General features: G+C 62.3%; 17 protein-coding genes and 1 pseudogene. 6 read left to right on the top strand and 12 right to left on the bottom strand.

The window, feature by feature from the left end; genetic code table 11:
• Positions 1 to 473 precede the first annotated feature (473 nt).
• The 4 genes and pseudogenes from J1C56_RS14600 to J1C56_RS33630 all read left to right on the top strand — a co-directional run bounded on the left by J1C56_RS14600 (position 474) and on the right by J1C56_RS33630 (position 2,746).
• The gene (locus tag J1C56_RS14600; RefSeq protein ID WP_214390596.1) at positions 474 to 665 is read left to right on the top strand and encodes a hypothetical protein; all 192 of its coding nucleotides are present in this window, start codon (positions 474 to 476) and stop codon (positions 663 to 665) included.
• On the top strand, positions 665 to 2,080 hold the full coding sequence (locus J1C56_RS14595) for a purine-cytosine permease family protein (protein ID WP_214390594.1): 1,416 nt from the start codon (positions 665 to 667) through the stop codon (positions 2,078 to 2,080). Before J1C56_RS14600 ends, J1C56_RS14595 begins: the two co-directional genes overlap by 1 nt.
• A 115-nt stretch (positions 2,081 to 2,195) precedes the next feature.
• Positions 2,196 to 2,444: pseudogene (locus J1C56_RS33635) on the top strand (helix-turn-helix domain-containing protein); the annotation flags it as partial.
• 38 nt (positions 2,445 to 2,482) lie between these two features.
• Positions 2,483 to 2,746 (top strand): cupin domain-containing protein, encoded by a 264-nt coding sequence (locus J1C56_RS33630; protein WP_420797393.1) that lies wholly within the window; start codon positions 2,483 to 2,485, stop codon positions 2,744 to 2,746.
• Positions 2,747 to 2,839: 93 nt separating this feature from the next.
• Here the strand turns inward: J1C56_RS33630 and J1C56_RS14580 are convergent, their stop codons facing one another.
• Together J1C56_RS14580 and J1C56_RS14575 are read right to left on the bottom strand one after the other, a co-directional pair.
• Positions 2,840 to 6,025, bottom strand: a complete 3,186-nt coding sequence (locus J1C56_RS14580) for an efflux RND transporter permease subunit (protein WP_214390589.1) — start codon at positions 6,023 to 6,025, stop codon at positions 2,840 to 2,842.
• Positions 6,022 to 7,260 carry an efflux RND transporter periplasmic adaptor subunit gene (locus tag J1C56_RS14575; protein WP_246591384.1) on the bottom strand — a complete coding sequence of 413 codons (1,239 nt, stop codon included), beginning with the start codon at positions 7,258 to 7,260 and terminating at the stop codon, positions 6,022 to 6,024. The genes J1C56_RS14580 and J1C56_RS14575 overlap by 4 nt, the downstream gene beginning before the upstream one ends.
• A gap of 191 nt (positions 7,261 to 7,451) precedes the next feature.
• Here J1C56_RS14575 and J1C56_RS32890 point away from each other — a divergent pair, with 191 nt between their 5' ends.
• Complete coding sequence (locus tag J1C56_RS32890; protein WP_246591383.1) at positions 7,452 to 8,018, top strand: hypothetical protein; 567 nt, start codon at positions 7,452 to 7,454, stop codon at positions 8,016 to 8,018.
• Positions 8,019 to 8,123: 105 nt separating this feature from the next.
• On the opposite strand, the gene J1C56_RS14565 is transcribed toward J1C56_RS32890, so the two are convergent.
• From J1C56_RS14565 to J1C56_RS14520, 10 genes are all read right to left on the bottom strand, one after another.
• A complete protein-coding gene (locus J1C56_RS14565) occupies positions 8,124 to 9,086 on the bottom strand; it encodes a dihydrodipicolinate synthase family protein (protein ID WP_214390587.1) in 963 nt (320 codons plus the stop codon).
• A gap of 11 nt (positions 9,087 to 9,097) precedes the next feature.
• The gene (locus tag J1C56_RS14560) at positions 9,098 to 10,813 is read right to left on the bottom strand and encodes an IlvD/Edd family dehydratase (protein WP_214390585.1); all 1,716 of its coding nucleotides are present in this window, start codon (positions 10,811 to 10,813) and stop codon (positions 9,098 to 9,100) included.
• A gap of 53 nt (positions 10,814 to 10,866) precedes the next feature.
• The gene (locus tag J1C56_RS14555) at positions 10,867 to 11,739 is read right to left on the bottom strand and encodes an SMP-30/gluconolactonase/LRE family protein (protein WP_214390584.1); all 873 of its coding nucleotides are present in this window, start codon (positions 11,737 to 11,739) and stop codon (positions 10,867 to 10,869) included.
• Complete coding sequence (locus J1C56_RS14550; RefSeq protein WP_214390574.1) at positions 11,729 to 12,379, bottom strand: 2-dehydro-3-deoxy-6-phosphogalactonate aldolase; 651 nt, start codon at positions 12,377 to 12,379, stop codon at positions 11,729 to 11,731. The genes J1C56_RS14555 and J1C56_RS14550 overlap by 11 nt, the downstream gene beginning before the upstream one ends.
• Positions 12,376 to 13,314: a 2-dehydro-3-deoxygalactonokinase gene (locus tag J1C56_RS14545; protein WP_214390571.1), complete on the bottom strand. Its 939-nt coding sequence runs from the start codon at positions 13,312 to 13,314 to the stop codon at positions 12,376 to 12,378. The genes J1C56_RS14550 and J1C56_RS14545 overlap by 4 nt, the downstream gene beginning before the upstream one ends.
• 7 nt (positions 13,315 to 13,321) lie before the next feature.
• Complete coding sequence (locus tag J1C56_RS14540) at positions 13,322 to 14,104, bottom strand: SDR family oxidoreductase (protein ID WP_214390570.1); 783 nt, start codon at positions 14,102 to 14,104, stop codon at positions 13,322 to 13,324.
• A complete protein-coding gene (locus tag J1C56_RS14535) occupies positions 14,101 to 14,979 on the bottom strand; it encodes an aldose 1-epimerase (protein WP_214390568.1) in 879 nt (292 codons plus the stop codon). The genes J1C56_RS14540 and J1C56_RS14535 overlap by 4 nt, the downstream gene beginning before the upstream one ends.
• 1 nt (position 14,980) lies before the next feature.
• Complete coding sequence (gene araH, locus J1C56_RS14530; RefSeq protein ID WP_214390566.1) at positions 14,981 to 15,931, bottom strand: L-arabinose ABC transporter permease AraH; 951 nt, start codon at positions 15,929 to 15,931, stop codon at positions 14,981 to 14,983.
• An 11-nt stretch (positions 15,932 to 15,942) separates the two neighbouring features.
• Positions 15,943 to 17,454, bottom strand: coding sequence for an L-arabinose ABC transporter ATP-binding protein AraG (gene araG, locus J1C56_RS14525; protein ID WP_214390564.1), 1,512 nt, complete (start codon positions 17,452 to 17,454; stop codon positions 15,943 to 15,945).
• Between the two features lie 68 nt (positions 17,455 to 17,522).
• Positions 17,523 to 18,515 (bottom strand): arabinose ABC transporter substrate-binding protein, encoded by a 993-nt coding sequence (locus J1C56_RS14520; protein WP_214390556.1) that lies wholly within the window; start codon positions 18,513 to 18,515, stop codon positions 17,523 to 17,525.
• A 198-nt stretch (positions 18,516 to 18,713) separates the two neighbouring features.
• Between J1C56_RS14520 and J1C56_RS14515 the strand changes: the two genes are divergently transcribed.
• Entirely contained in the window at positions 18,714 to 19,457 is a 744-nt protein-coding gene (locus J1C56_RS14515; protein ID WP_214390554.1) for a FadR/GntR family transcriptional regulator, read from the top strand.
• The last annotated feature ends 17 nt before the right edge of the window (positions 19,458 to 19,474 follow it).

Raw genomic sequence — 19,474 nt, 5'->3', positions numbered from 1 at the left:
GCAAGCTGCGCTTAACTTGTCATGGCAGTTGAAATTACAGCGAAAATTGGCACCGTCCTGGTGTCAGTCTCCCCCAACGGAGTTACCCGCTCTCCATCGCACACTAAATGCAACAAGGAGCCCACGGCAGCTCCATATATGCACCAGCGCTAATCTTTTTACATCAATGTCAACGATATCGTTTGACAGCAAAAACAAACTGCCGCAACGTAATAGCCAGATGAGTGGCAACCCTGGCGACAGAGTTCGTGGTGCGCCCCTCATCCCAAAATCCGCTGGAAACTGGGGCCATTCAAACAAGGAGAACCCCGCCGCAAATTCCCGAACCCAAAACAGACATAGCTGCCGCGCAAGCCCCGGGTCAGCGCTATGCCGGCTCCGGCAGGTAGGGAACGCCTATCGATTTCGAAACAGGCCCGAAACAGCGATCGGATCCTGTATTCGTGTTCATTTAATCTTTGGAGGAGGATGAAATGACTATCGCTTCAGAAAATCCAGACAATGAAATACGTCGGGAATTGAACCGACGACTGAACATCATTTCAGCCCCCGGCTATGAAGATCCGGCCCGGGCCGACATATCGGGTCGGGAGATCGGCATCTGGTTCATCGTAACGGCGGCGATATTGATCGGCGCGCTCGCCATGTGGAGTGGAGGGAACTGATGGCCGCCCCCGCACCAAAATTCACCGGCGCCAGTGCCGCCTTCGGCACGCTGCCGGTGCTGAAAGAAGAGCGCGAGCTAGGTTTCATCGATCATTCATGGATCAATATCGGTCTCGCCATAGCCACATGGGCCTTCCTGCTCGGCGGCAGCACCGCCCTGGTCGTCGGAGCACGCGACGGCATCTATGCGATCATCATCGGCAACGTCATCGGCGTGTCGATCATGGCCGTCAGCGTCTGCATCTCGACCGGCAAGTTCGGCATCGAGCAGTTCACTCTGATGCGCAGCGTTTTTGGACCAACCGGCATCCTGATCCTTGTCGGATTTTTCCTGGCCATCTACGGCGTCGGCTGGTCGGCGGTTCTGTCGATCATGTTCGGGCGCGCGATCAGCGGCGTCATGAACCAGGTCGGCGGCACGCATATCGGCGAAAACGACCTCGGGGTCACGCTGTTCGCAATCCTCGCGATCGCGATCTCGTGGCTCTTGCTATGGAAGGGCCCAACCGCCGTCAAATGGCTCAACCGCTTTGTCGGCCCTGGCAAGCTCATCTTATGCTTCGGCATCCTGTTTCTCATCTTCAGCCACAAGAGCTGGAGCGACATCGCCAATGCCGCGCCTCTTGCGCCGTTTGATGACAAGCGGATCAACTTCATGATCGCGGTCGAATTCAATCTGGCGGCCGGTTTTGGCTGGTGGCCGGTGCTGGGCAACATCTCGCGGTTCACGCGCACCCCGCGCGCAGCGCTGTGGCCAAACCTGATCGGCATCTTCGCAGCAGCTGTGCTCGGCGAACTGGTTGGCCTGTTTGCAGCGCTCAGCCTGGGATCGCATGACCCTACCGCTTGGATGATCCCGCTGGGTGGCGCCTTTGTCGGCGTGACAGCCCTGCTGTTCGTTGGCCTGGCAAACATTACCGCCATCGTCAGCATCTTCTACGGCATGTGCCTGGCGATGCGGCAAGCGGGTGGGCGCTATTTCGAAGCGCTCCCATGGGGGGTGCTGACTGGCGCGCTGTTTCTTCCAGTCATCGTCATCGCCTTCTTCCCTGGCCAGATCTACGACAACTTCTTCAAGTTTCTGGCCTGGACCGCGCTCGGCTTTGCACCCCTTTCAGGCGTGACGGCGGTCGATTACCTGATCCTGCGTCGCGGCCGCATCAAGCAATGCGATGTCTTCAACGACGGTGCCGATTCCGACTACGCCTTCTGGGGCGGCATCAACCCGGCATCGTTCGTGGCTTTGGCCGCCGGCGGCGCTGTCTATTATGCGCTGTTCGATCCGCAATCGCTGGCAGCGCATGGTCCGTTCGTCTGGGTCAGCGCCTCGGTGCCCGCCTGCTTTGTAGCGGCGATCGTTCACTACGTCCTGACCAGGACGATGGTGATGCCGGCAAGGCGCGGCGGATATTGATCTCGATTTTGGGTGATCCGTTCATGTGACGGATCACCCAAGTCACCTGAACTTGCCAACGCCGCACCCCTGCATCAGCACATGGTTCCGGATTCCAGCGATCATGAAAAAAGCCAGGGAACCATTGTTGCACAACGCAATTGGTCGGGAGGTCCGCGCCTTTCGAACCAGGCACGGCATGAAGGTGAGCGACCTGGCGATGGCTGCCAACCTGTCGGTCGGCATGCTGTCGACAATCGAGAACGGAGGTATTTCACCCTCCCTGACGACTTTGCAAGCGATATCACGCGGCCTGGCCGTGCCGATTACCTGGTTGGTGAGCCGCTTCGAATCTGAGCGCACTGCCGTCTTCGTAAGATCCGGCAGCGACGCTGCTCCTGGCTTCGAGCCAGCCAGCCATGAATGCAAGTCCCTTGGCCCGGACTGCGTGTCGAGCCCTGTATCACTCTCACATGCGAGACCGACGTGTTCCCGGTAAGCAGTCATCAAGGCATGGTTTTCCTTTACATACTGCAAGGCGAAATCGTGTTCCGGCATGGGGCAATCCCCTACAGGCTGACCCCAGGTGACAGCCTGTTCTTCGACGCAGCGACCCAGCACGGTGCCGACGAGCTTGCCAAATTGCCCGTCCGCTGCCTGTCTATCGTGGCTCATCGCCAAGCGTAGCGCTCTCGTTCGTGCTTTGTCGTCACTCGCCAGGGCCGGCCGGAAGAATGTCGTCTTGGGCTTGCCACCAACACCAATGCCTGGACTCAACATCTAGTGAACGAGATCGCTGTCGGAGGCGGCCATCGTCGCTCCGATGTTGCGCTCGCGACGCAGCACGAGCCGTCTGATCACGACGTAGAAGACGGGCGTTAGCACCAATCCGAACACAGTGACGCCAAGCATGCCGGCGAACACGGCGATGCCCATGGCATGGCGCATCTCGGCACCGGCGCCGGTCGCGATGACCAAGGGCACGACGCCGGCGATGAAGGCAAGCGAGGTCATCAGGATCGGCCTCAAACGCAGGCGCGCGGCTTCGAGCACCGCCGCCAGAGGATCGCTGCCCTTCTTTTCCTCCTCATGGGCAAACTCGACGATGAGGATCGCGTTCTTGGCCGCAAGCCCGACAAGGACGACAAACGCGATCTGCGTGAAGATGTTGTTGTCGCCGTTCGAGAGCCAAACCCCTCCGATTGCCGAGAGCACGGCCAGCGGCGCGATGAGCAGGACAGCAAACGGCAAGGACCAGCTGTTGTACTGTGCCGCCAGGATCAGGAACGCCAGCAGGACTGCGAGCGGGAACACGATCATGGCGGTATTGCCGGCCTGTTTCTCCTGGAATATCAGATCGGTCCACTCGAACGCCATGCCGGCCGGTAGCGTCTCGCGCAAGATCTTCTCCATTGCCGCCGTCGCCTGACCGGACGAATAGCCGGCCGCAGGCCCTCCCGTAATGTCCACTGATGGATAGCCGTTGTAGTGCATCACACGGTCGGGGCCCGAGCTGGTAGCAATGGTGGCAAGTGCCGCAAGCGGCACCATTTCGCCGGCGGCATTGCGAACCTTCAGGCGTGCGATGTCGTCCACCTCGGCGCGGAAGGGCGCATCGGCCTGCACGATGACGCGATAGGTGCGGCCGAAGCGGTTGAAGTCGTTCGCGTAGAGCGAGCCGAGATTGACCTGCAGGGTCTCGAAAATCCCCGTCAGCGGAACGTGCTGCGTCTTTGCCTTGACGCGGTCGAGGTCGACATGGACCTGCGGCGCATTGACCTGAAAACTCGCCATCATGCCAGCGAGTTCAGGTGCCGCAGCCGCCTTGGCCATGATCTCGCCCTGCACCTTGGCCAGGGCCTCGAGCCCCATGCCGGCGCGATCCTCGACCTGAAGCTTGAAGCCACCTGTCGTGCCGAGCCCGGGGACAGGCGGCGGCGGGAAGATGCCGACGAAGCCGTCGGGGATCTGGCTGTATTTGCCCATCAAGCGCCCGGCGATGGCGTTGGCCGAAAGCGACGGATCCTTGCGCTGATCGAAGGGGTCGAGCATGGCGAAGACCACCGCGGCATTGGGCAGGTTGACGAAGCCGTTCACCGAGAGGCCTGGAAAGGCAACGATGCTTTCGACGCCGGGCTCGGCCAGCGCAATCCTGGACATCTCCTTGACGACGGCTTCGGTGCGGTCGAGCGAGGCACCCGAGGGCAACTGCGCAATGCCGACGAGGTAGTATTTGTCCTGCGCAGGCACGAAGCCGCTCGGGATGCTTTGAAAGCCGAGATACGTCGCCCCCAGAAGCCCCGCATAGATGACGAAGACCACGCCGCTGATGCGGATGGCGCGGCGCGCGGTTCCGACATAGGCATTCGACGCCCTGTCGAAGAAGCGGTTGAACAGCCGGAAGAACCTTCCGAACATGAAGTCGATGCCACGGGTCAGCCAATCGCGGCGGGCTCCATCATGATGCGGTTTCAGCAGCATGGCGGCCAATGCCGGCGAAAGCGTCAGCGAGTTGATCGCCGAAAGTACCGTCGAGATCGCGATCGTCACCGCGAACTGGCGGTAGAACTCACCCTGAAGGCCCGACAGAAACGCGGACGGAATGAACACAGCGGCAAGGACTGAAGTGATCGCGATGATCGGGGCGGTCACCTCATCCATCGCCTTGCGGGCCGCTTCCTTCGGCGTTTCGCCAAGACCGATGTGCCGTTCGACATTCTCGACCACAACGATGGCGTCGTCGACCACAATGCCAATCGAAAGAACCAGGCCAAACAGCGACAATGTGTTGAGCGAGAAACCCATGAGATACATCACCGCAAGCGTGCCGACGAGCGATATGGGCACGGCAACCAGCGGAATGATGGAAGCACGCCACGTCTGCAGAAACAGGACGACGACGATGACGACCAAGACGATCGCTTCGAGCAACGTCGTCATGACGGCGGCGAGCGACGCGCGTACGAAGACGGTCGGATCGTAGGCAATCCGGTATTCCAGGCCCTCTGGAAAACCTTGCTGCAACTGCTCCATCTCGGCGTGCACGGCGTTGGAGACATCCAGCGCATTTGCACCAGGCCGTTGGATGATCTGTATCGCGACGGCCGGCTCACCGTCGAGCAGGCTACGCAACGCATAGCCATCGGCGCCGAGACCAATCCGGGCAACGTCGCGCAGGCGCACGATCTGCCCGTCATCACCTGTCTTGATGACGATTTCGCCGAATTGTTCCTCGCGGGACAGTCGCCCCAACGTACTGACCGTGACCTCATAGCTGGCTGCCGCCGACGGCTGCTGGCCAACCGAGCCGGCTGCGACCTGGACGTTTTGTTCGCGAATGGCGGCGACGACATCGCTCGCGGTCATGCCGCGCGCGGCAACCTTGGCGGGGTCCAGCCAGACGCGCATGGCGTATTCGCCGGCGCCCCAAATGATGACGTCGCCGACCCCGGGCAGGCGGGCGAGCGTGTCGCGGATCTGGAGGGTGGCAAAGTTGGAGATGTAGAGCGGATCGTAGCGTTTGTCGGGTGATACGAGATGAACCACCATCAGGATGTCGGGGGACGTCTTTTGCGTGACGACGCCGATGCGCTGAACTTCTTCCGGCAGGCGTGGCAGCGCCCGCGACACGCGGTTCTGCACCTGAATCTGCGCCATGTCAGGATCGGTGCCCTGCGCGAAGGTGACGGTGAGCGTCATCCGGCCGTCGGTCGCGGCCTGAGAGCTCATATAGAGCATGCCTTCGACCCCGTTGATCGACTGTTCGAGCGGAGAGGCCACCGTCTCGGCGATCACTTCGGGATTTGCACCAGGATAGCTTGCCGTCACCTGCACCGTCGGCGGGGTGACGGACGGATATTCGCTGAGCGAGAGACGGAACAGCGCCATCGCGCCGGCGATCAGCATGAGCGCCGACAACACGATCGCAAAGATCGGGCGATTGATGAAAAAGTGCGGCAGACTCATCGACGTGCCTCCTGCGTGTTGCCGTCGGCAACGCCATCGACCGAACGCTGATCGGGCGCCATCGCGACCCGGTTCGGGGTCACCTGCATGCCGGGCCGGACGAGCCCCTTGATGATGATCGTGTCACCAGGGTTGAGGCCGCTTGCAACAACGCGCAGTCCATCGTTCATCGCGCCCAATTCGACAGGCCGGTATTCGACCATGTCACCGGCACCCAGCACCAGGACGTAGCGGCGCCCCTGATCGGTCCCGACTGCCTGGTCGTCGATGAGAACGGTTTCTTGTGGCGCGCTGGTCGCAAGTTTCACCCGCGCGAAAAGGCCCGGTGTCAGCCGGCCATCGGGATTGGCCAGCACCGCTCGGGCGCGGATCGTACCGGTGCCACGATCGAGACGATTTCCGAGGAAGTCCAAGGTACCCGAATGCGGGTAGCCGTTCTCGGTGGCGAGCCCGACTTCCACCGGGAACGAGGCGCCCTTGCGCCCGACCGCCTCCGGGCGAGATTGGCCCAGAAAGTTCAGATAAGTCGCTTCATCGATATCGAAATAGACATGGGCAGGGTCGACCGACACGATCGTGGTGAGCAATGTCGCGGCGCCTCCTGATGCGCCGGTGACGAGGTTTCCTTCTGTCACAAGTACCCTGTCGACGCGCCCGGAGATCGGTGCGGTCACGCGGGAATAGGAAAGATCGAGCCTGGCTGCGGCACTTGCCGCCTTTGCCTCCTGCACCTGCGCTTGCCGCTCCTGCTTCCCGGACACGTCGTCATCATAGGTCTTGCTGGCGATGGCTCCGCTAGGCAGCAGCCGCTGCGATCGATCGAGGTCGGTCTCGGCCTGGGACAGCAGAACCTCGGCACGTTGCAACTGCGCTTCCGCATTCTGGAGCGCGACTTCGAACGGCCTGGGGTCGATCTGGAAGAGCAACTGGCCGCGCTCGACGAGTCCACCTTCGGGAACACTGACCGTTTCGATTGCCCCGCCGACGCGGGAGCGGAGTTCGACGGTCTTGGCGGCTGCGACGACACCGGTAAACTCGGACGACGGCGCAAGCACGCGGGTGACGACTTCCGCCACCGGCACCTGCGGAGGCGGGGGTGTTGGCGCGGTCTGGTTCGCCTCGCCCGAGGCCAGAGCCTGTCTGACATAGGCCGGTACGCCATCGATGTAGGAGAACCATGCGGCGCCACTCAACGCCGCTGCGGTCACCAGCATTATTCTAGTCTTTCCAGTCATTTGAAACGATCCCGTCGACAATGCGCGAGGTCTATGACGACACCGCTGAATGATTTTCGGCGACGCTAGTGTTTCCGGTGACTGGAAGGTCAACCGTCTTTTGTTGCTGCGGCCAATTTGCATGCGTCGCCGCAGAAAACCTCTGATCGGCAACGAATCAACCGCGCTCGCATCCTCACGAGGATGGCCAGATGCCCACGCTTCGATGGTGCTTACTGCCGATTCTCAGAGGGATTTCTGCCGGCAAGGCCATCAGAAACAGCCATCCGTTGTCACGCTTGACTTTCCAGCAACTGGAAAGCGCAGCCTTCAACAACGGCTCGAAAAGCCGCCAACCAGGAAGGAAACGGAATGCTCTGCTGAATCGAACATGGCTTGCGGCCAGTCCGCAGGCCCGCATCACCGGTCATCGGACCGAGTCAGATCTCTACGAAAAAACTGGCGTGGACAATCCAGGCATCAAGCGATGCCGGGTAACGCCCCTCCATTGTACAAAAACAGAAGGCACACCTAAAATGAAGACCATTCTCCTCATCGCTTCGCCTCTCATTTTCCTTGCAGGCGCAGCATTTGCAGCCTCCTCGGACGGCGTTGTCGCTAGATACAACCACGACGTACGTGTCATCACGCTTGAGAACGGCAGAAGCTACACGGTGCCCCGCGATGTCGCCTTGCCCCCGCTCCAGGCAGGTGAGAAGGTATCGATCCAGCTAAACGGGGAAGGCGACCGCGTGACCGCCGTGCTGAAGTCGCGTTAGTCGGCCCGGCCAAAGCCTCCAATAAAAGTAGCGCCACGGGGACTCCCACCCCGTGGCGATACTCGACCAGGTGCTTGAACGCGCCCGCCGCGCGGAACGCCGCGACTAGCGTTGTGGCTGCCCTAGAACGGCCTTGCCGTTTCCGTGTACATGGGAGCATGACCGAAGCTGCAAAGGCCCCATCTCCGCGGCGAAGCGCTCGATCATGGCAAGGCCAGCCGCATTGGGGCGCAATGCCGGTCCACGATCATGCACAGACAAGCCGCAGCGCAGGGCGAAGAGACGCTTGCCGTAGCACAGCAAATTCTCAAGTCCCTGCATGGTCGAAACGACCGCCGGCAGCATCTGGCGGTAGGTCGCAAGCGCGCCAGCTTCGTCGCCGGCCTTGAAGCTGTCATAAGCCGCGACCGCATAGTCGATGCAATCCGGCGCCAGGATCAGGCCGCGGCAACCGATACGCAGGTTGTCGAGCATTTCCAACCCGGCACGCCCGTTGAAGATCGGCAGCTTGCCGCCGGTTGCCTCGACAAGGCCGGCAATGTCGACCACCGGACCCTCGCCCTTGACCAACTGGATGTTGGGATGTTGGCGCACGAGGTCGCTGATCTCGGTCGAGCTCAGCCCGCGTCCCATGAAGGCCGGCGCGTTCTGGATGGCGACCGGCAAATCCGTCGCCTCGGCCACGCGGCCGAAGAAGCGGATGTATTCCGCCGCGCCATGCTGGCCAACCATCGGCGGCTGCAGGATCAGCCAGTCGGCGCCGACGCTTTCGGCGTGACGCACCTGTGTGATCTGCTCGGCGACCGACGAACCGAAGATGGTGAGCGCCAGCGGCACCTTTCCGCCGGTGTCCTCGGCGATCCAGTCCATGACAGTACGACGCTCGGCCTCCGTTAGCTTCGACACTTCGGTAGCAAGACCGAGTGCCGCCATGCCATGCACGCCGACCTCGAGGCAAACCTCGACCTGGCGGCGCATCGCCGCCCGGTTCAGCCGTTCCTGGTCATCGAACAGCGCGTAGAGGATGGCGTGGATGCCATGCATGTCGGCAACGGCGAAACGTGACATCGCAACTTCCCTCAGTGGCTTTCGCGCGGAACGTCATGGCCGCGGCAGCCAACGAGAAAATCGAGGTCGGCACCGCGATCGGCCTGCATGACGCGCTCGACATAAAGACTCTGGTAGCCGCCCTGCATCTCGGCGACCGGCGGGGTCCACAGCATGCGGCGGCGTTCCAGTTCGTCGTCGCCGACTTCGATGTGCAGGCGACGGTTCTCGACGTCGAGTTCGATCATGTCGCCGTCCTGGACCAGCGCGAGCGGACCACCGACGGCAGCTTCGGGTGCCACATGAAGGACAACGGTGCCGAACGCGGTGCCCGACATACGCGCGTCAGAAATGCGGACCATGTCGCGTACGTCGTTTTCCAAGAGCTTCCGTGGCAGGGCCATGTTGCCGACCTCAGCCATGCCGGGATAGCCCTTGGGGCCGCAGTTCTTCAGCACCATGACGCAGGTCTCGTCGATGTCGAGCGCGGGGTCGTCGACACGCGCCTTGTAGTGCTCGATGTTTTCGAACACCACGGCGCGGCCGCGATGGCGCATCAGGTCGGGCGATGCCGCCGAAGGCTTGAGGATAGCACCGTTGGGCGCGAGGTTGCCGCGCAGAACGGCGATGCCGCCCTGCTGGGTCAGCGCCTGCGCGCGGGGAAGAATGACCTCGTGGTTGAAATTCTCGGCCGATGCGATGTTGTCACCGACCGACTTGCCGGTCACCGTCAAAGCGTCGAGATCGAGCAGGTCGGCGATTTCCTTCATCACCGCCGGCAGGCCGCCAGCGTAGCAGAACTCTTCCATCAGGAATTTGCCCGAGGGCATCAGGTTGAGGATGGTCGGGATGTCGCGGCCGAAATGATCCCAGTCGTCGAGGGTCAGTTCAGCGCCTATGCGGCCGGCGATGGCGAGCAGGTGCACGACCGCATTGGTCGAACCGCCAATGGCGCCATTGATGCGGATCGCATTGGCAAACGCCTTGCGGGTCAGGATCTGGGACAGCCGCAGATCTTCCTTGACCATCTCGACAATACGCCGACCCGACAGGCGGGCAAGCCGCGCGCGGTGGGCATCCACGGCGGGATAGGCGGCGTTGCCGGGCAAAGCCAGGCCGAGCGACTCGACCATCGACGCCATTGTCGAAGCGGTGCCCATTGTCATGCAATGGCCCGGCGAACGCGACATTGCGCTCTCCGCGGCGGCGAATTCCTGCTCGGTCATCAGACCGGCGCGAACATCTTCGGAGAACTTCCAGACGTCGGTGCCAGAGCCGATCGGCTTGCCACGGAAGCGGCCGTTGAGCATCGGGCCACCCGAAACGACGATCGCCGGCACGTCGCAGGACGCAGCCCCCATGACCAGCGACGGGGTGGTCTTGTCGCAACCGGCCATCAGCACCACGCCGTCCATCGGGTTGCCGCGGATCGCTTCCTCGACATCCATTGAAGCGAGATTGCGGAACAGCATGGCGGTCGGGCGCAGACTGGATTCGCCGCAGGAAAAGACCGGGAATTCGAGCGGCAGACCACCAGCCTCAAGGATGCCGGCTTTTACATGCTCGACCAGCCCGCGGAAATGCGCATTGCAAGGTGTGAGTTCGGAGAACGTATTGCAGATGCCGATCACCGGACGACCGTCGAAAGCATCGTCTGGCAGTCCATTGTTTTTCATCCAGCTGCGGTGGATGAAGGCATCCTTGCCGAAGCCGCCGAACCAGGCCTGTGAACGCAATTTCCGTGTCACTATCGTATTCCCGTAGTTGAACAGCCGCCAAAAGCGGCCGCACGGCCATGCCGCTAGATCAGCACATCAGGTTCCAGCCGGCCCTTGACCGACAGGTCGACCAGAAAAGTCCTGCCGGCATCCGGCTCGGCACGACGCGCGTCATCGCTTAGGCCGATCCAGGCGGAAGTCACCGCAAGACGGTCGGCATTTTTGCCGACGAATGCCGGGCATGACGGCTGGCTCACCGGCAGCAGGACCGCTTGGACAAGTTCGCCACCGGGCGCGTAGGCGGCGAGCCGCCCTTCGCCCCAGCGCGCGTTCCACAGGGTTCCGTCGGCGTCGACCACCGATCCGTCGAAGCTGCCCGCACTCTCGCTTTCGGCGAAGACCTTGGGCTCGCCTTCGGGCAGGCCGGTCCTTGCGTCGCAAGCGACGCGCATGATCCGTCCGACCGCGGTGTCTGCGTAATAGGCAATGGTGCCGTCGGGGGAGAACGCGATCGAATTGGGGATCGAGATGCCGCTGTAAAGTTGGCGCAATTCGCCGCGAAAAAACCAGTAGACGCTGCCGGCACCTGTCTCTGCCTGCTTGCCCATCGTGCCGAACCACAAGGCGCCGCAGGGATGCACGCGGGCATCGTTGGAGCGCGTGGCCGCGTTCGTCGCCTCCACCGATGTGTGAAGGACCAGGCGGCCAGACGTCCTGTCCCTGACATGAAGGCCGGTCTCGGTCAGGATCAGCTGGCGCTCGCCATCGATGTTCGCCTGGGCACTCGCCATCTGGCCGAGCTGGATTGTGGTGGTGCCGTCCTTGCCCAGGCACTTCTCCAGCAGCAGGCCGTTGACGATGTCGAACCAGTAAAGCGTGTCACTGACCGGATCGTAGCTCGGCCCCTCGCCGAGTTCGCAGGCATGGTCGGACAGTACCGAAACGTTAGTCGGCATTGCTGTTGCCCTCGAAAGCCTCGTCCCAGGCGGCAACCGCGGACCTTGCCCGCGCCGCCACCTCCTCGACGCCCATGCCAGGGCGGAACAGGCTGGTGCCAAGCCCGAAGGCGGTGACGCCGGCTGCGCGATAGCTGGCGAAGTCGCGATCTGAAACCCCGCCGACGGCGCCGACAATCGTATCTTTAGGCAGCACCGCGCGCATGGCGGCAATGCCACCGACACCGAGCACGCTGGCAGGAAAAAACTTGAGCGCCGAGGCACCCAGTTGCATTGCCTTGAACGCCTCGGTCGGGCTCATCACCCCGGGCATGGTCACCATGCGATGGCGGGCAGCCGCGGCCATGACTTCGGCATCGATGTTGGGGCTGACGACAAGACGACCGCCAACCTCAGCCAGGCTATCGACCTGAGTTGCTTCAAGGACCGTGCCCGCGCCGATGAGCGCGGATGCAGGCAGACTCTGGACGATGCCGGCAATGGATGTGAAAGGCTCCGGCGAGTTGAGCGGCACTTCGATCGCCTCGATGCCGGCCTCGTAGATCACGCCGGCCACTGCAACGGCCTGATCGGGAGTGAGGCCGCGCAGGATCGCGACCAGCCCGCGCCGCAGTTTCGGAAATTCCGCTGTCCTGGTCATGCCCGCACTCCTTGGATCATTTCGTTCTGGCGCGCGGCCTCACATAGACCGATGCGCACAGCGGCGTCGGCATCGATGTCGCGGACTTCGAGCCCGGCGATCTTGAAGACATGGCGATACAGGGTGGCGAGCGTGCCGGAAGCAACGAGGGTCACACTCCGATCAGCAAGGAGGAACTGTCGCCGAGCCGATGCTACCTCGCTGCCTATCATCAGGCCGGAAAGCATAGCCGCCGCGCCCTCAGGCGTCAGACCATGAAGCAGCGAACCGGCCCGGATCGAAAACAGACGAGACGCGAAATCGCCGCCTTCGGCCAGCGCGATCTCGCAAGCTCTTGCAAACACCGGGTTCTCTGCCCGGACGGGGGACGGCTGCTCGCCAATCGAATGGCGCAGGATGGAGTGGCTTGAAAGCAGCGCGAACAATTCACCGGTTGGCCACGTCCGGAAAGTCTCGACGACACCGCTGTCGACGACCACCCATTTGGAGTGGGTACCCGGCATGCAAACCACATGTCTGCCGGCATCCTCGAGCCTTGAGCCGGCGAGTTGTGTCTCCTCGCCCCGCATCACGTCGGGGGCGTCAGTACTGCGCTGGGCAAGGCCAGGCACAATGCGGATATCGCGTCCCGCATGGGGAACGCGGACAGCGCCCCTCAGGATCGCCGTAATCGAGGACGGGACGTCGACATAAGGCGCCTCGATCCATCCCTGGCGCGCGCCGGCCATGCCGCAGATGATGACAGGTAGACCGTCCGGCGCGCGCAAGGCAGCAAGGCATCGTTCGAGAATGGGCTCGAAGCCGACCGTCTGGGCGGTGGTCAGCCCTTCGTCGCTGCGATTTTCGGCAAGGGCGGCACCTTCGGTATCGAGGAGCCATGCCCGCATGCGGGTGGTTCCCCAATCGATCGCCACTATGACGGGTGATGTGCTCATCGTCCCCTCACTGCGCGGCGTGCTGGAGGACGCTCAACCCACCGTCGACGACCAGGCAGGCGGCGTTCATGAACGGGCATTCGTCCGAGATCATGAACACCGCTGCCTTGGCGATCTCGGTGGTGGTGGCAATGCGCTTGCCGGGATGGAGCGCCAGGGTTTCGGCACGTGCCTTCGCCGGATCGGCAAAGCTGTTCCAGTAGTCGATGTTCTTCTGCGTCTCGACATAGCCGGGCGCGAGCGCATTCACGCGCACGCCGGCAGCCGCATATTCGAGCGCCAGGGACTTGGTGAGACCAAGCAGCGCGTGCTTGGCGAGCGGATAGGGGAAGGTGTGCGGAATGATGGTGAAGGAATGCGTCGAGGCGATGTTGAGAATCGCCCCGCCGCCGGCCGAAATCATGCCTGGCAACGCTGCCTTGCAGCAATTCCATGCGCCCTTGAGATTGACGTCGAAGCAACGCTGCCACTCGGCATCGGTGGTCTCGAGCGGCGAATTGAAGACGTTGATGCCGGCATTATTGATCAGCGCGTTGACGGGGCCGATCGTTTTGTCGGCCTGCGCCATGGCGGCAGTGATAGCCGAAGCATCAGAGATATCGGCTTCGGCATAGCCAAGTGCGCCTTCGTCTGCATTGAGCCGTTCGACGGTCTCGCGCAGCAGTGGTCCATCGCGATCGACGATGAATAGTTTCGCGCCTTCCTTCAGACATTCCTGGGCTATGGCCAGGCCAATGCCCTGTGCTGCACCGGTCACGAAAATGCGTTTGCCGACAAGACGGTCGCTCATTGGAAATCCTCGCAGTCAGAAACAGTGATCGAGAAAACGCCGGAGAGCGTCTCGTCGGGCGCTAGAAGGTGCAGCGCTTCCGGCCCGGCAAGCGCCAGCGCATTGGGCGTATGCGACATCGGCTCCAGGCAGATGAAGCTGCGGTCGTCTACCGGCGCATAGAGCATGTAGCGCGAGAACAACGCATCGGCAGCGATGTCCGCCGCGAGCTTCATCTCGGGCCAGATGATCCGTGCCTGCCCGTTCCAGCCTTCGAAGCAATTGTTCAGCCTGCGGCGCGGCAACCGGCGCAGCGTCGCGAAATCGGCATTGTCCGGAATCGGCGTGCGCACGCCTGGCAGACAGCCCTCGCGCTCGGTCCACCAAGCTGTCGCCGGGGCCATGAACCGGGTGTCCTCGGTGCGGGGAAAATAGGGATGGAAGCCGATGCCAAACGGCAACGTCTCGCTACCCAGGTTCGTCACCGCAAGCCCAAGGGTTACGGTTGGACCGTCGAGTGTGACGGCCTGGACCGCGCGATAGACGTGTGGCGACTTCGCCGGCCGCAGCTGCTTGAAAGCGAGCTGGGCATGCGTGGCCGATGCATCTTCAATGTTCCATTCGGCCAGCCAGCCGTCGCCATGGATGTAGTTCGGCTCGGCCGTGTTGGGCTTGAAGCGATAGCTTCTGCCACCCAGCTCGAAACCGTTTCCTTCGACGCGATTGCCGACCGGAACCAGCGGAAAGCACGCCGAACGCAAAACATCGAACGCGCCGTCGCCGTGCCGGCGCAGGAAGGGCCGGCCATCGCTCGTCTGGCCGTCAACGACCGCCCCGCCCTTCAACCTCACCCGCAGCGACAGGCGGTCGTTTTCAAGCTCGACAAACCCTTGCATCTCAACGGCGTCCGAGCGCGCTGGACCTGAGGTTGTCGAGCAACACGGCGAGCAGCAGGATCACGCCACGGACGATGTACTGGTAGAAGGCCGGGATGTTGAGCAGGTTCATGACATTCTCGGCGATGCCCATGATCATCACACCGACGATCACCCCGGCAATGGCCGCGCGGCCACCGGCCAGCGAAACGCCGCCGAGCACGCATGCCGAGATGACCGAGAGCTCGAGGCCAATGGCCGCATTGGGCTGGCCAGAGGTGATGCGCGAGGCGAGCAGGATGCCGGCGATGGCGCAGACCATACCCTGCAGCGTGAAGATCCAGATGCGCGTCCAGTCGACATTGACGCCGGCAAGACGCGACGCTTCCGGATTGCCGCCGATGGCCAGCGTGTTCTTGCCGAAGACGGTACGGTTCAGAACGAAACCGAACACCACGAACAGGATCGCCAATACCCAGATCGGCGACGGAATGCCGAAGAGCTTGGACAGCGCGAGCTGGTAGAAGTTCGGATCATTGATACCGACCGCACGGCCGTCCGACGCAATCAGTGCGAGGCCGCGCACGATCTGCATGGTTGCCAGCGTGGTGATCAGCGCGTTGATGCGGAATTTGGCGATGACCACGCCGTTGATCAGGCCGACGGCGCCGCCGCAAAGCAGGGCTGCGAGGATTCCGACCATGATCGAACCGGTGGCATTCGAGGCCATGACGGCGACCATGCCGGCAAAGGCGACGATCGAGCCGACCGACAGGTCGAAATCCCTCGCGGCCAGGCAGAACATCATCGTGCAGGCAACGATGCCGACGGTGACGACCGACTGCAGCAGGCCCAGCATGTTGCGCTCGGTCAGGAAGTTCGGGACGAAGACCGACACCAGCGCAAAGGCCAGCACGAAGATCACGACGAGGCCCTGGTCGCCGAGCAGTATCTTCTTGAAAGAGTTTGTCATGCTCAGTCCCCTTAGGAAGCGATTGCGTCTGGCGTCTTCTTGTCGGGAAGCGCTGCCGCCAGGATTGCACGCTCGCTGAAATCGTTGCGGTCGATGTGTGCCGAGATGCGGCCGCCGCACATGACCAGGATACGGTCGCAGATGCCCATCACCTCGGGCAGTTCGCTGGACACGACGATGATCGCCATGCCTTGCTCAGCAAGCTGGTAGAGGATTTCGTAGATTTCGGATTTGGCGCCGACATCGATGCCGCGTGTCGGCTCGTCGACGATCAGGACGCGGACGCCCTGTTCGGAAAGCCAGCGGCCGAGGATGACCTTCTGCTGGTTGCCGCCGGACAGGTTCAGGATGTCCTGCTTGCGCGAAGGCGTGCGCACCTTGAGCTTCTTGATGTAGGTCTCGGCGATTTCGGCTTCCTTGCGCGGATTGAGGATGCCGAAACGCGTGTTGTGACGACGCGAGGAGATGTTGATGTTCTCCTCCAGCGAGCGCCCCTGGATGATGCCGTCATGCTTGCGGTCCTCGGAGCAGAGCACGATTCCTGCGCGGATAGCCTGGCGCGGATCGACTGCGCGTATTGCTTGTCCGTCAACGCTGATCGTTCCGCCGCTGCGTAGGTCAGCGCCATAGACCAGGCGCATCAATTCGGAACGGCCGGCGCCGATCAGTCCGAAGAAGCCGAGAATTTCGCCGGCCCTGGCCTCGAAGCTCGCCGGCTGCATGAGCTTGTCGCCCGCGATGGCTTCGGCCTTCAGCCTGACATCGCCCACGGTGCGGGCGCGCCAGCCCCAGACATTGGAGATCTCGCGGCCGACCATCTCGGCCACCACCTGTTCGCGCGTGACGTTTTCGAGGCTCGGATGATGGGCGGCCAGCTTGCCGTCGCGCAGCACCGTCAGGCTGTCGCAAAGCCGGAACACCTCGTCAAGGCGGTGGGAGATATAGAGGATGACCTTGCCTTCGGCGCGCAGGCGCTCGATCAGGGCAAACAGGATTTCGCTTTCACGCGACGACAGTGACGAGGTCGGTTCGTCGAGCGCGATCACGCGTGCATCGAGCATGATCGCCTTGGCGATCTCGACCATCTGGCGTTCGCCGATCGACAAAGTCTTGACCTTGCGACGCGGGTCGATGTCGATGCCCGCAGATTTCAGCTTCTCGCCGACTTCCGAAAACATCTGCCTGGCCTGGATGACGCCGGCGTTGGCCGGGAAGCGGCCGAGCCGCAGGTTTTCCGCGACCGTAAGCTCCGGAACCAGCTGCAACTCCTGGTGAATGACGATGACGCCGGCATGAAAAGCGTCGCGCGTCGAAGCGTATTTCTGGACCTGGCCGTCAATGACGATGTCGCCAGTGTCAGCGTGCTGGTCCCCGGAAAGCACCCGGATCATCGTCGACTTGCCGGCACCGTTTTCGCCCATCAGGCCATGGATGGCCCCCTTTGCGACAGAAAACGACACGTCGGACAGAGCCTGGACGCCAGGATAGGCCTTGGAGATGTGGGAAAATTCGAGAAATGACATCGACGGTCCTCCTGAATGTCCGGCGGCAGCAAAGCACCGCCGCCGGACACCGTTCAATGTTGCAGCGATTACTCGATGCCGAGTTCCGCACGGACCTTTTCGAAGTCGTCGCGCTTGGCAAGCGCACCGGCGGTCAGGATCAGCTTCTCCGGTTCCTTGCCGTTGGCAACCCACTCGTACATGTTGAGCGCGGTCTCATAGCCATGGCGCTTCGGCGAGATGATCACCGAGCCGATGAAACCGGTGGCCGCGGGCTTCTTGAACTCGTTGATCGCCGAGTCCGCGCCGCCGATGCCGACACCGATCATGCCGTCAGCCGCGATGCCAACGCCTTCCGATGCACGCACGGCACCCAGAACTGCCTCGTCATTGAGGCCGAAGGCGACCCACTTCTTGATGTTGGCGTTCTTGTTCAGGACAACCGTCGCGGCATTGAGCGCTGCTTCGGTGTCAGTCTTGGCCTGCGGCGCATCGAAGATGTTCTCGGCCTTGAAGCCATTGGCCTTGAGCACCGAGATCGCGCCCTCGACGCGGTCGACGGCGGTCGGAAGCTGGTCGTAGGAGACGCGGATGGCGCCAACCTCTTCGGCCTTCCAGCCACGGGCCTTCATTTCGTCGACGATGGCCTGGCCGACAGCCTCGCCAATTTTGGTCGCGGAGATGCCCATATGCGGGACCTCCTCGATCGGCTTGCCGTCGGCGCTGACAAGACGGTCATCGACCGTCATCACCTTGAGGTTGTTGGCCGCTGCCTTGGCGACGATGCCAGGCCCTAGCTTGACGTCGGGCGTGCAGACGATAAAGCCCTGCGCGCCCTGGGCGCCGAGGTTGTCGATCGCCGACATCAGCTTCTCGCCGTCCTCGGCGCCGATCTTGACCAGCGTAAAGCCTTTTTCCTTGGCGGCCTGGTCGGCAAACTTCCATTCGTCCTGGAACCAGGGTTCCTCGGGCTGCTTCACGATGAAGCCGATCTTGGTTTCCTGCGCATAGGCAGAAGCAATGGTGGTGGCAGACAGAACCGCAAGGGCGCCCGCGACGAGCGCCGTCTTCAACAATCGCATGTGAACTCCTCCCAAAAGTCCCGGGCGCTCAGCCCGGATGACAAACGCTAGCTTCTTTTATCATACCAGTCAATTGCACTGGTATGATAAATGAGCTAGCTTCTTTTTGCGACGCCGTCAGGGATGATCGCAGGGCGCATTGTCCGGCATGCGAAGCGGACATAAGAACGAGAAAACGCTCTTGGGGGAGGAGAACGCATGAACATCAAAGAGGCGCCAGCAGCGGCAGCGAAATCGCGCCGCCCGCGCGTGCTGCCTGACGTGGTGCGTGCGATTGCTGCCGAGGTCCTTGCCGGCAACTATCCGGTCGGCAGCTCGCTGCCGAGCGAGAACGATCTCTGCACCGAACACAGCGTAAGCCGCACCGTCATCCGCGAGGCACTCAAGACGCTCGCCGCCAAGGGTCTTGTTCTCAGCCGGCCGCGCATCGGCACCGTCGTGTGCGAGCGCGACAACTGGAACATCATCGACCCGCAGGTGCTCGAGTGGCACGCGCCGAACACACTCGACCCCAAATTGTTCGATTCCATCCTGGAAACCCGCCGTGCCATCGAGCCGCTGGTCGCCGAACTTGCAGCGACGCGCGCGTCGCTGCAGGAGATCGCCGACCTTGAGCTCGCATGGAAAGGCATGGAGGACGCCGGAAGCGACGTTGCGCGCTTTGCCCGCTCGGACGCCGCTTTTCACCAGGTGCTCTACGGCGCCTGCCACAACCCGATCTTCCGCCAGATCGGCGGCATGATCGAGACAGCATTGAATTTCGCGCTGGAGGCGACGGCCAATTCGGTCGACCGGCGCGACGAGGCCGTGAGGGTTCACTACGGCGTCGTTGAAGCGCTGCGCATGCGCGACGCCGCAGCCGCGCGCCGTGCCGCCAACGAGATTCTGGACCTTGCGGCACGCGATCTCGCGCGGGCGAAGAGCCAGAAGAAGCAAGACTGAGCGGGCGCATACATTGG

Origin of the sequence: Aminobacter anthyllidis (assembly GCF_018555685.1) — a bacterium.
Classification (GTDB): Bacteria; Pseudomonadota; Alphaproteobacteria; order Rhizobiales; family Rhizobiaceae; genus Aminobacter; species Aminobacter anthyllidis.
Note: the sequence above shows the minus strand (reverse complement) of the source record. Positions and strands in the feature narration are given on the sequence as shown.

What these genes read in the sequence shown, in the direction of transcription:
- J1C56_RS14600 (WP_214390596.1), top strand. Translation starts at nt 474, where the DNA reads ATGACTATCGCTTCAGAAAATCCAGACAATGAAATACGTCGGGAATTG.
- J1C56_RS14595 (WP_214390594.1), top strand. Translation starts at nt 665, where the DNA reads ATGGCCGCCCCCGCACCAAAATTCACCGGCGCCAGTGCCGCCTTCGGC.
- J1C56_RS33630 (WP_420797393.1), top strand. Translation starts at nt 2,483, where the DNA reads ATGCAAGTCCCTTGGCCCGGACTGCGTGTCGAGCCCTGTATCACTCTC.
- J1C56_RS14580 (WP_214390589.1), bottom strand. Translation starts at nt 6,025, where the DNA reads ATGAGTCTGCCGCACTTTTTCATCAATCGCCCGATCTTTGCGATCGTG.
- J1C56_RS14575 (WP_246591384.1), bottom strand. Translation starts at nt 7,260, where the DNA reads ATGACTGGAAAGACTAGAATAATGCTGGTGACCGCAGCGGCGTTGAGT.
- J1C56_RS32890 (WP_246591383.1), top strand. Translation starts at nt 7,452, where the DNA reads ATGCCCACGCTTCGATGGTGCTTACTGCCGATTCTCAGAGGGATTTCT.
- J1C56_RS14565 (WP_214390587.1), bottom strand. Translation starts at nt 9,086, where the DNA reads ATGTCACGTTTCGCCGTTGCCGACATGCATGGCATCCACGCCATCCTC.
- J1C56_RS14555 (WP_214390584.1), bottom strand. Translation starts at nt 11,739, where the DNA reads ATGCCGACTAACGTTTCGGTACTGTCCGACCATGCCTGCGAACTCGGC.
- J1C56_RS14550 (WP_214390574.1), bottom strand. Translation starts at nt 12,379, where the DNA reads ATGACCAGGACAGCGGAATTTCCGAAACTGCGGCGCGGGCTGGTCGCG.
- J1C56_RS14545 (WP_214390571.1), bottom strand. Translation starts at nt 13,314, where the DNA reads ATGAGCACATCACCCGTCATAGTGGCGATCGATTGGGGAACCACCCGC.
- J1C56_RS14540 (WP_214390570.1), bottom strand. Translation starts at nt 14,104, where the DNA reads ATGAGCGACCGTCTTGTCGGCAAACGCATTTTCGTGACCGGTGCAGCA.
- J1C56_RS14535 (WP_214390568.1), bottom strand. Translation starts at nt 14,979, where the DNA reads ATGCAAGGGTTTGTCGAGCTTGAAAACGACCGCCTGTCGCTGCGGGTG.
- araH (WP_214390566.1), bottom strand. Translation starts at nt 15,931, where the DNA reads ATGACAAACTCTTTCAAGAAGATACTGCTCGGCGACCAGGGCCTCGTC.
- araG (WP_214390564.1), bottom strand. Translation starts at nt 17,454, where the DNA reads ATGTCATTTCTCGAATTTTCCCACATCTCCAAGGCCTATCCTGGCGTC.
- J1C56_RS14520 (WP_214390556.1), bottom strand. Translation starts at nt 18,515, where the DNA reads ATGCGATTGTTGAAGACGGCGCTCGTCGCGGGCGCCCTTGCGGTTCTG.
- J1C56_RS14515 (WP_214390554.1), top strand. Translation starts at nt 18,714, where the DNA reads ATGAACATCAAAGAGGCGCCAGCAGCGGCAGCGAAATCGCGCCGCCCG.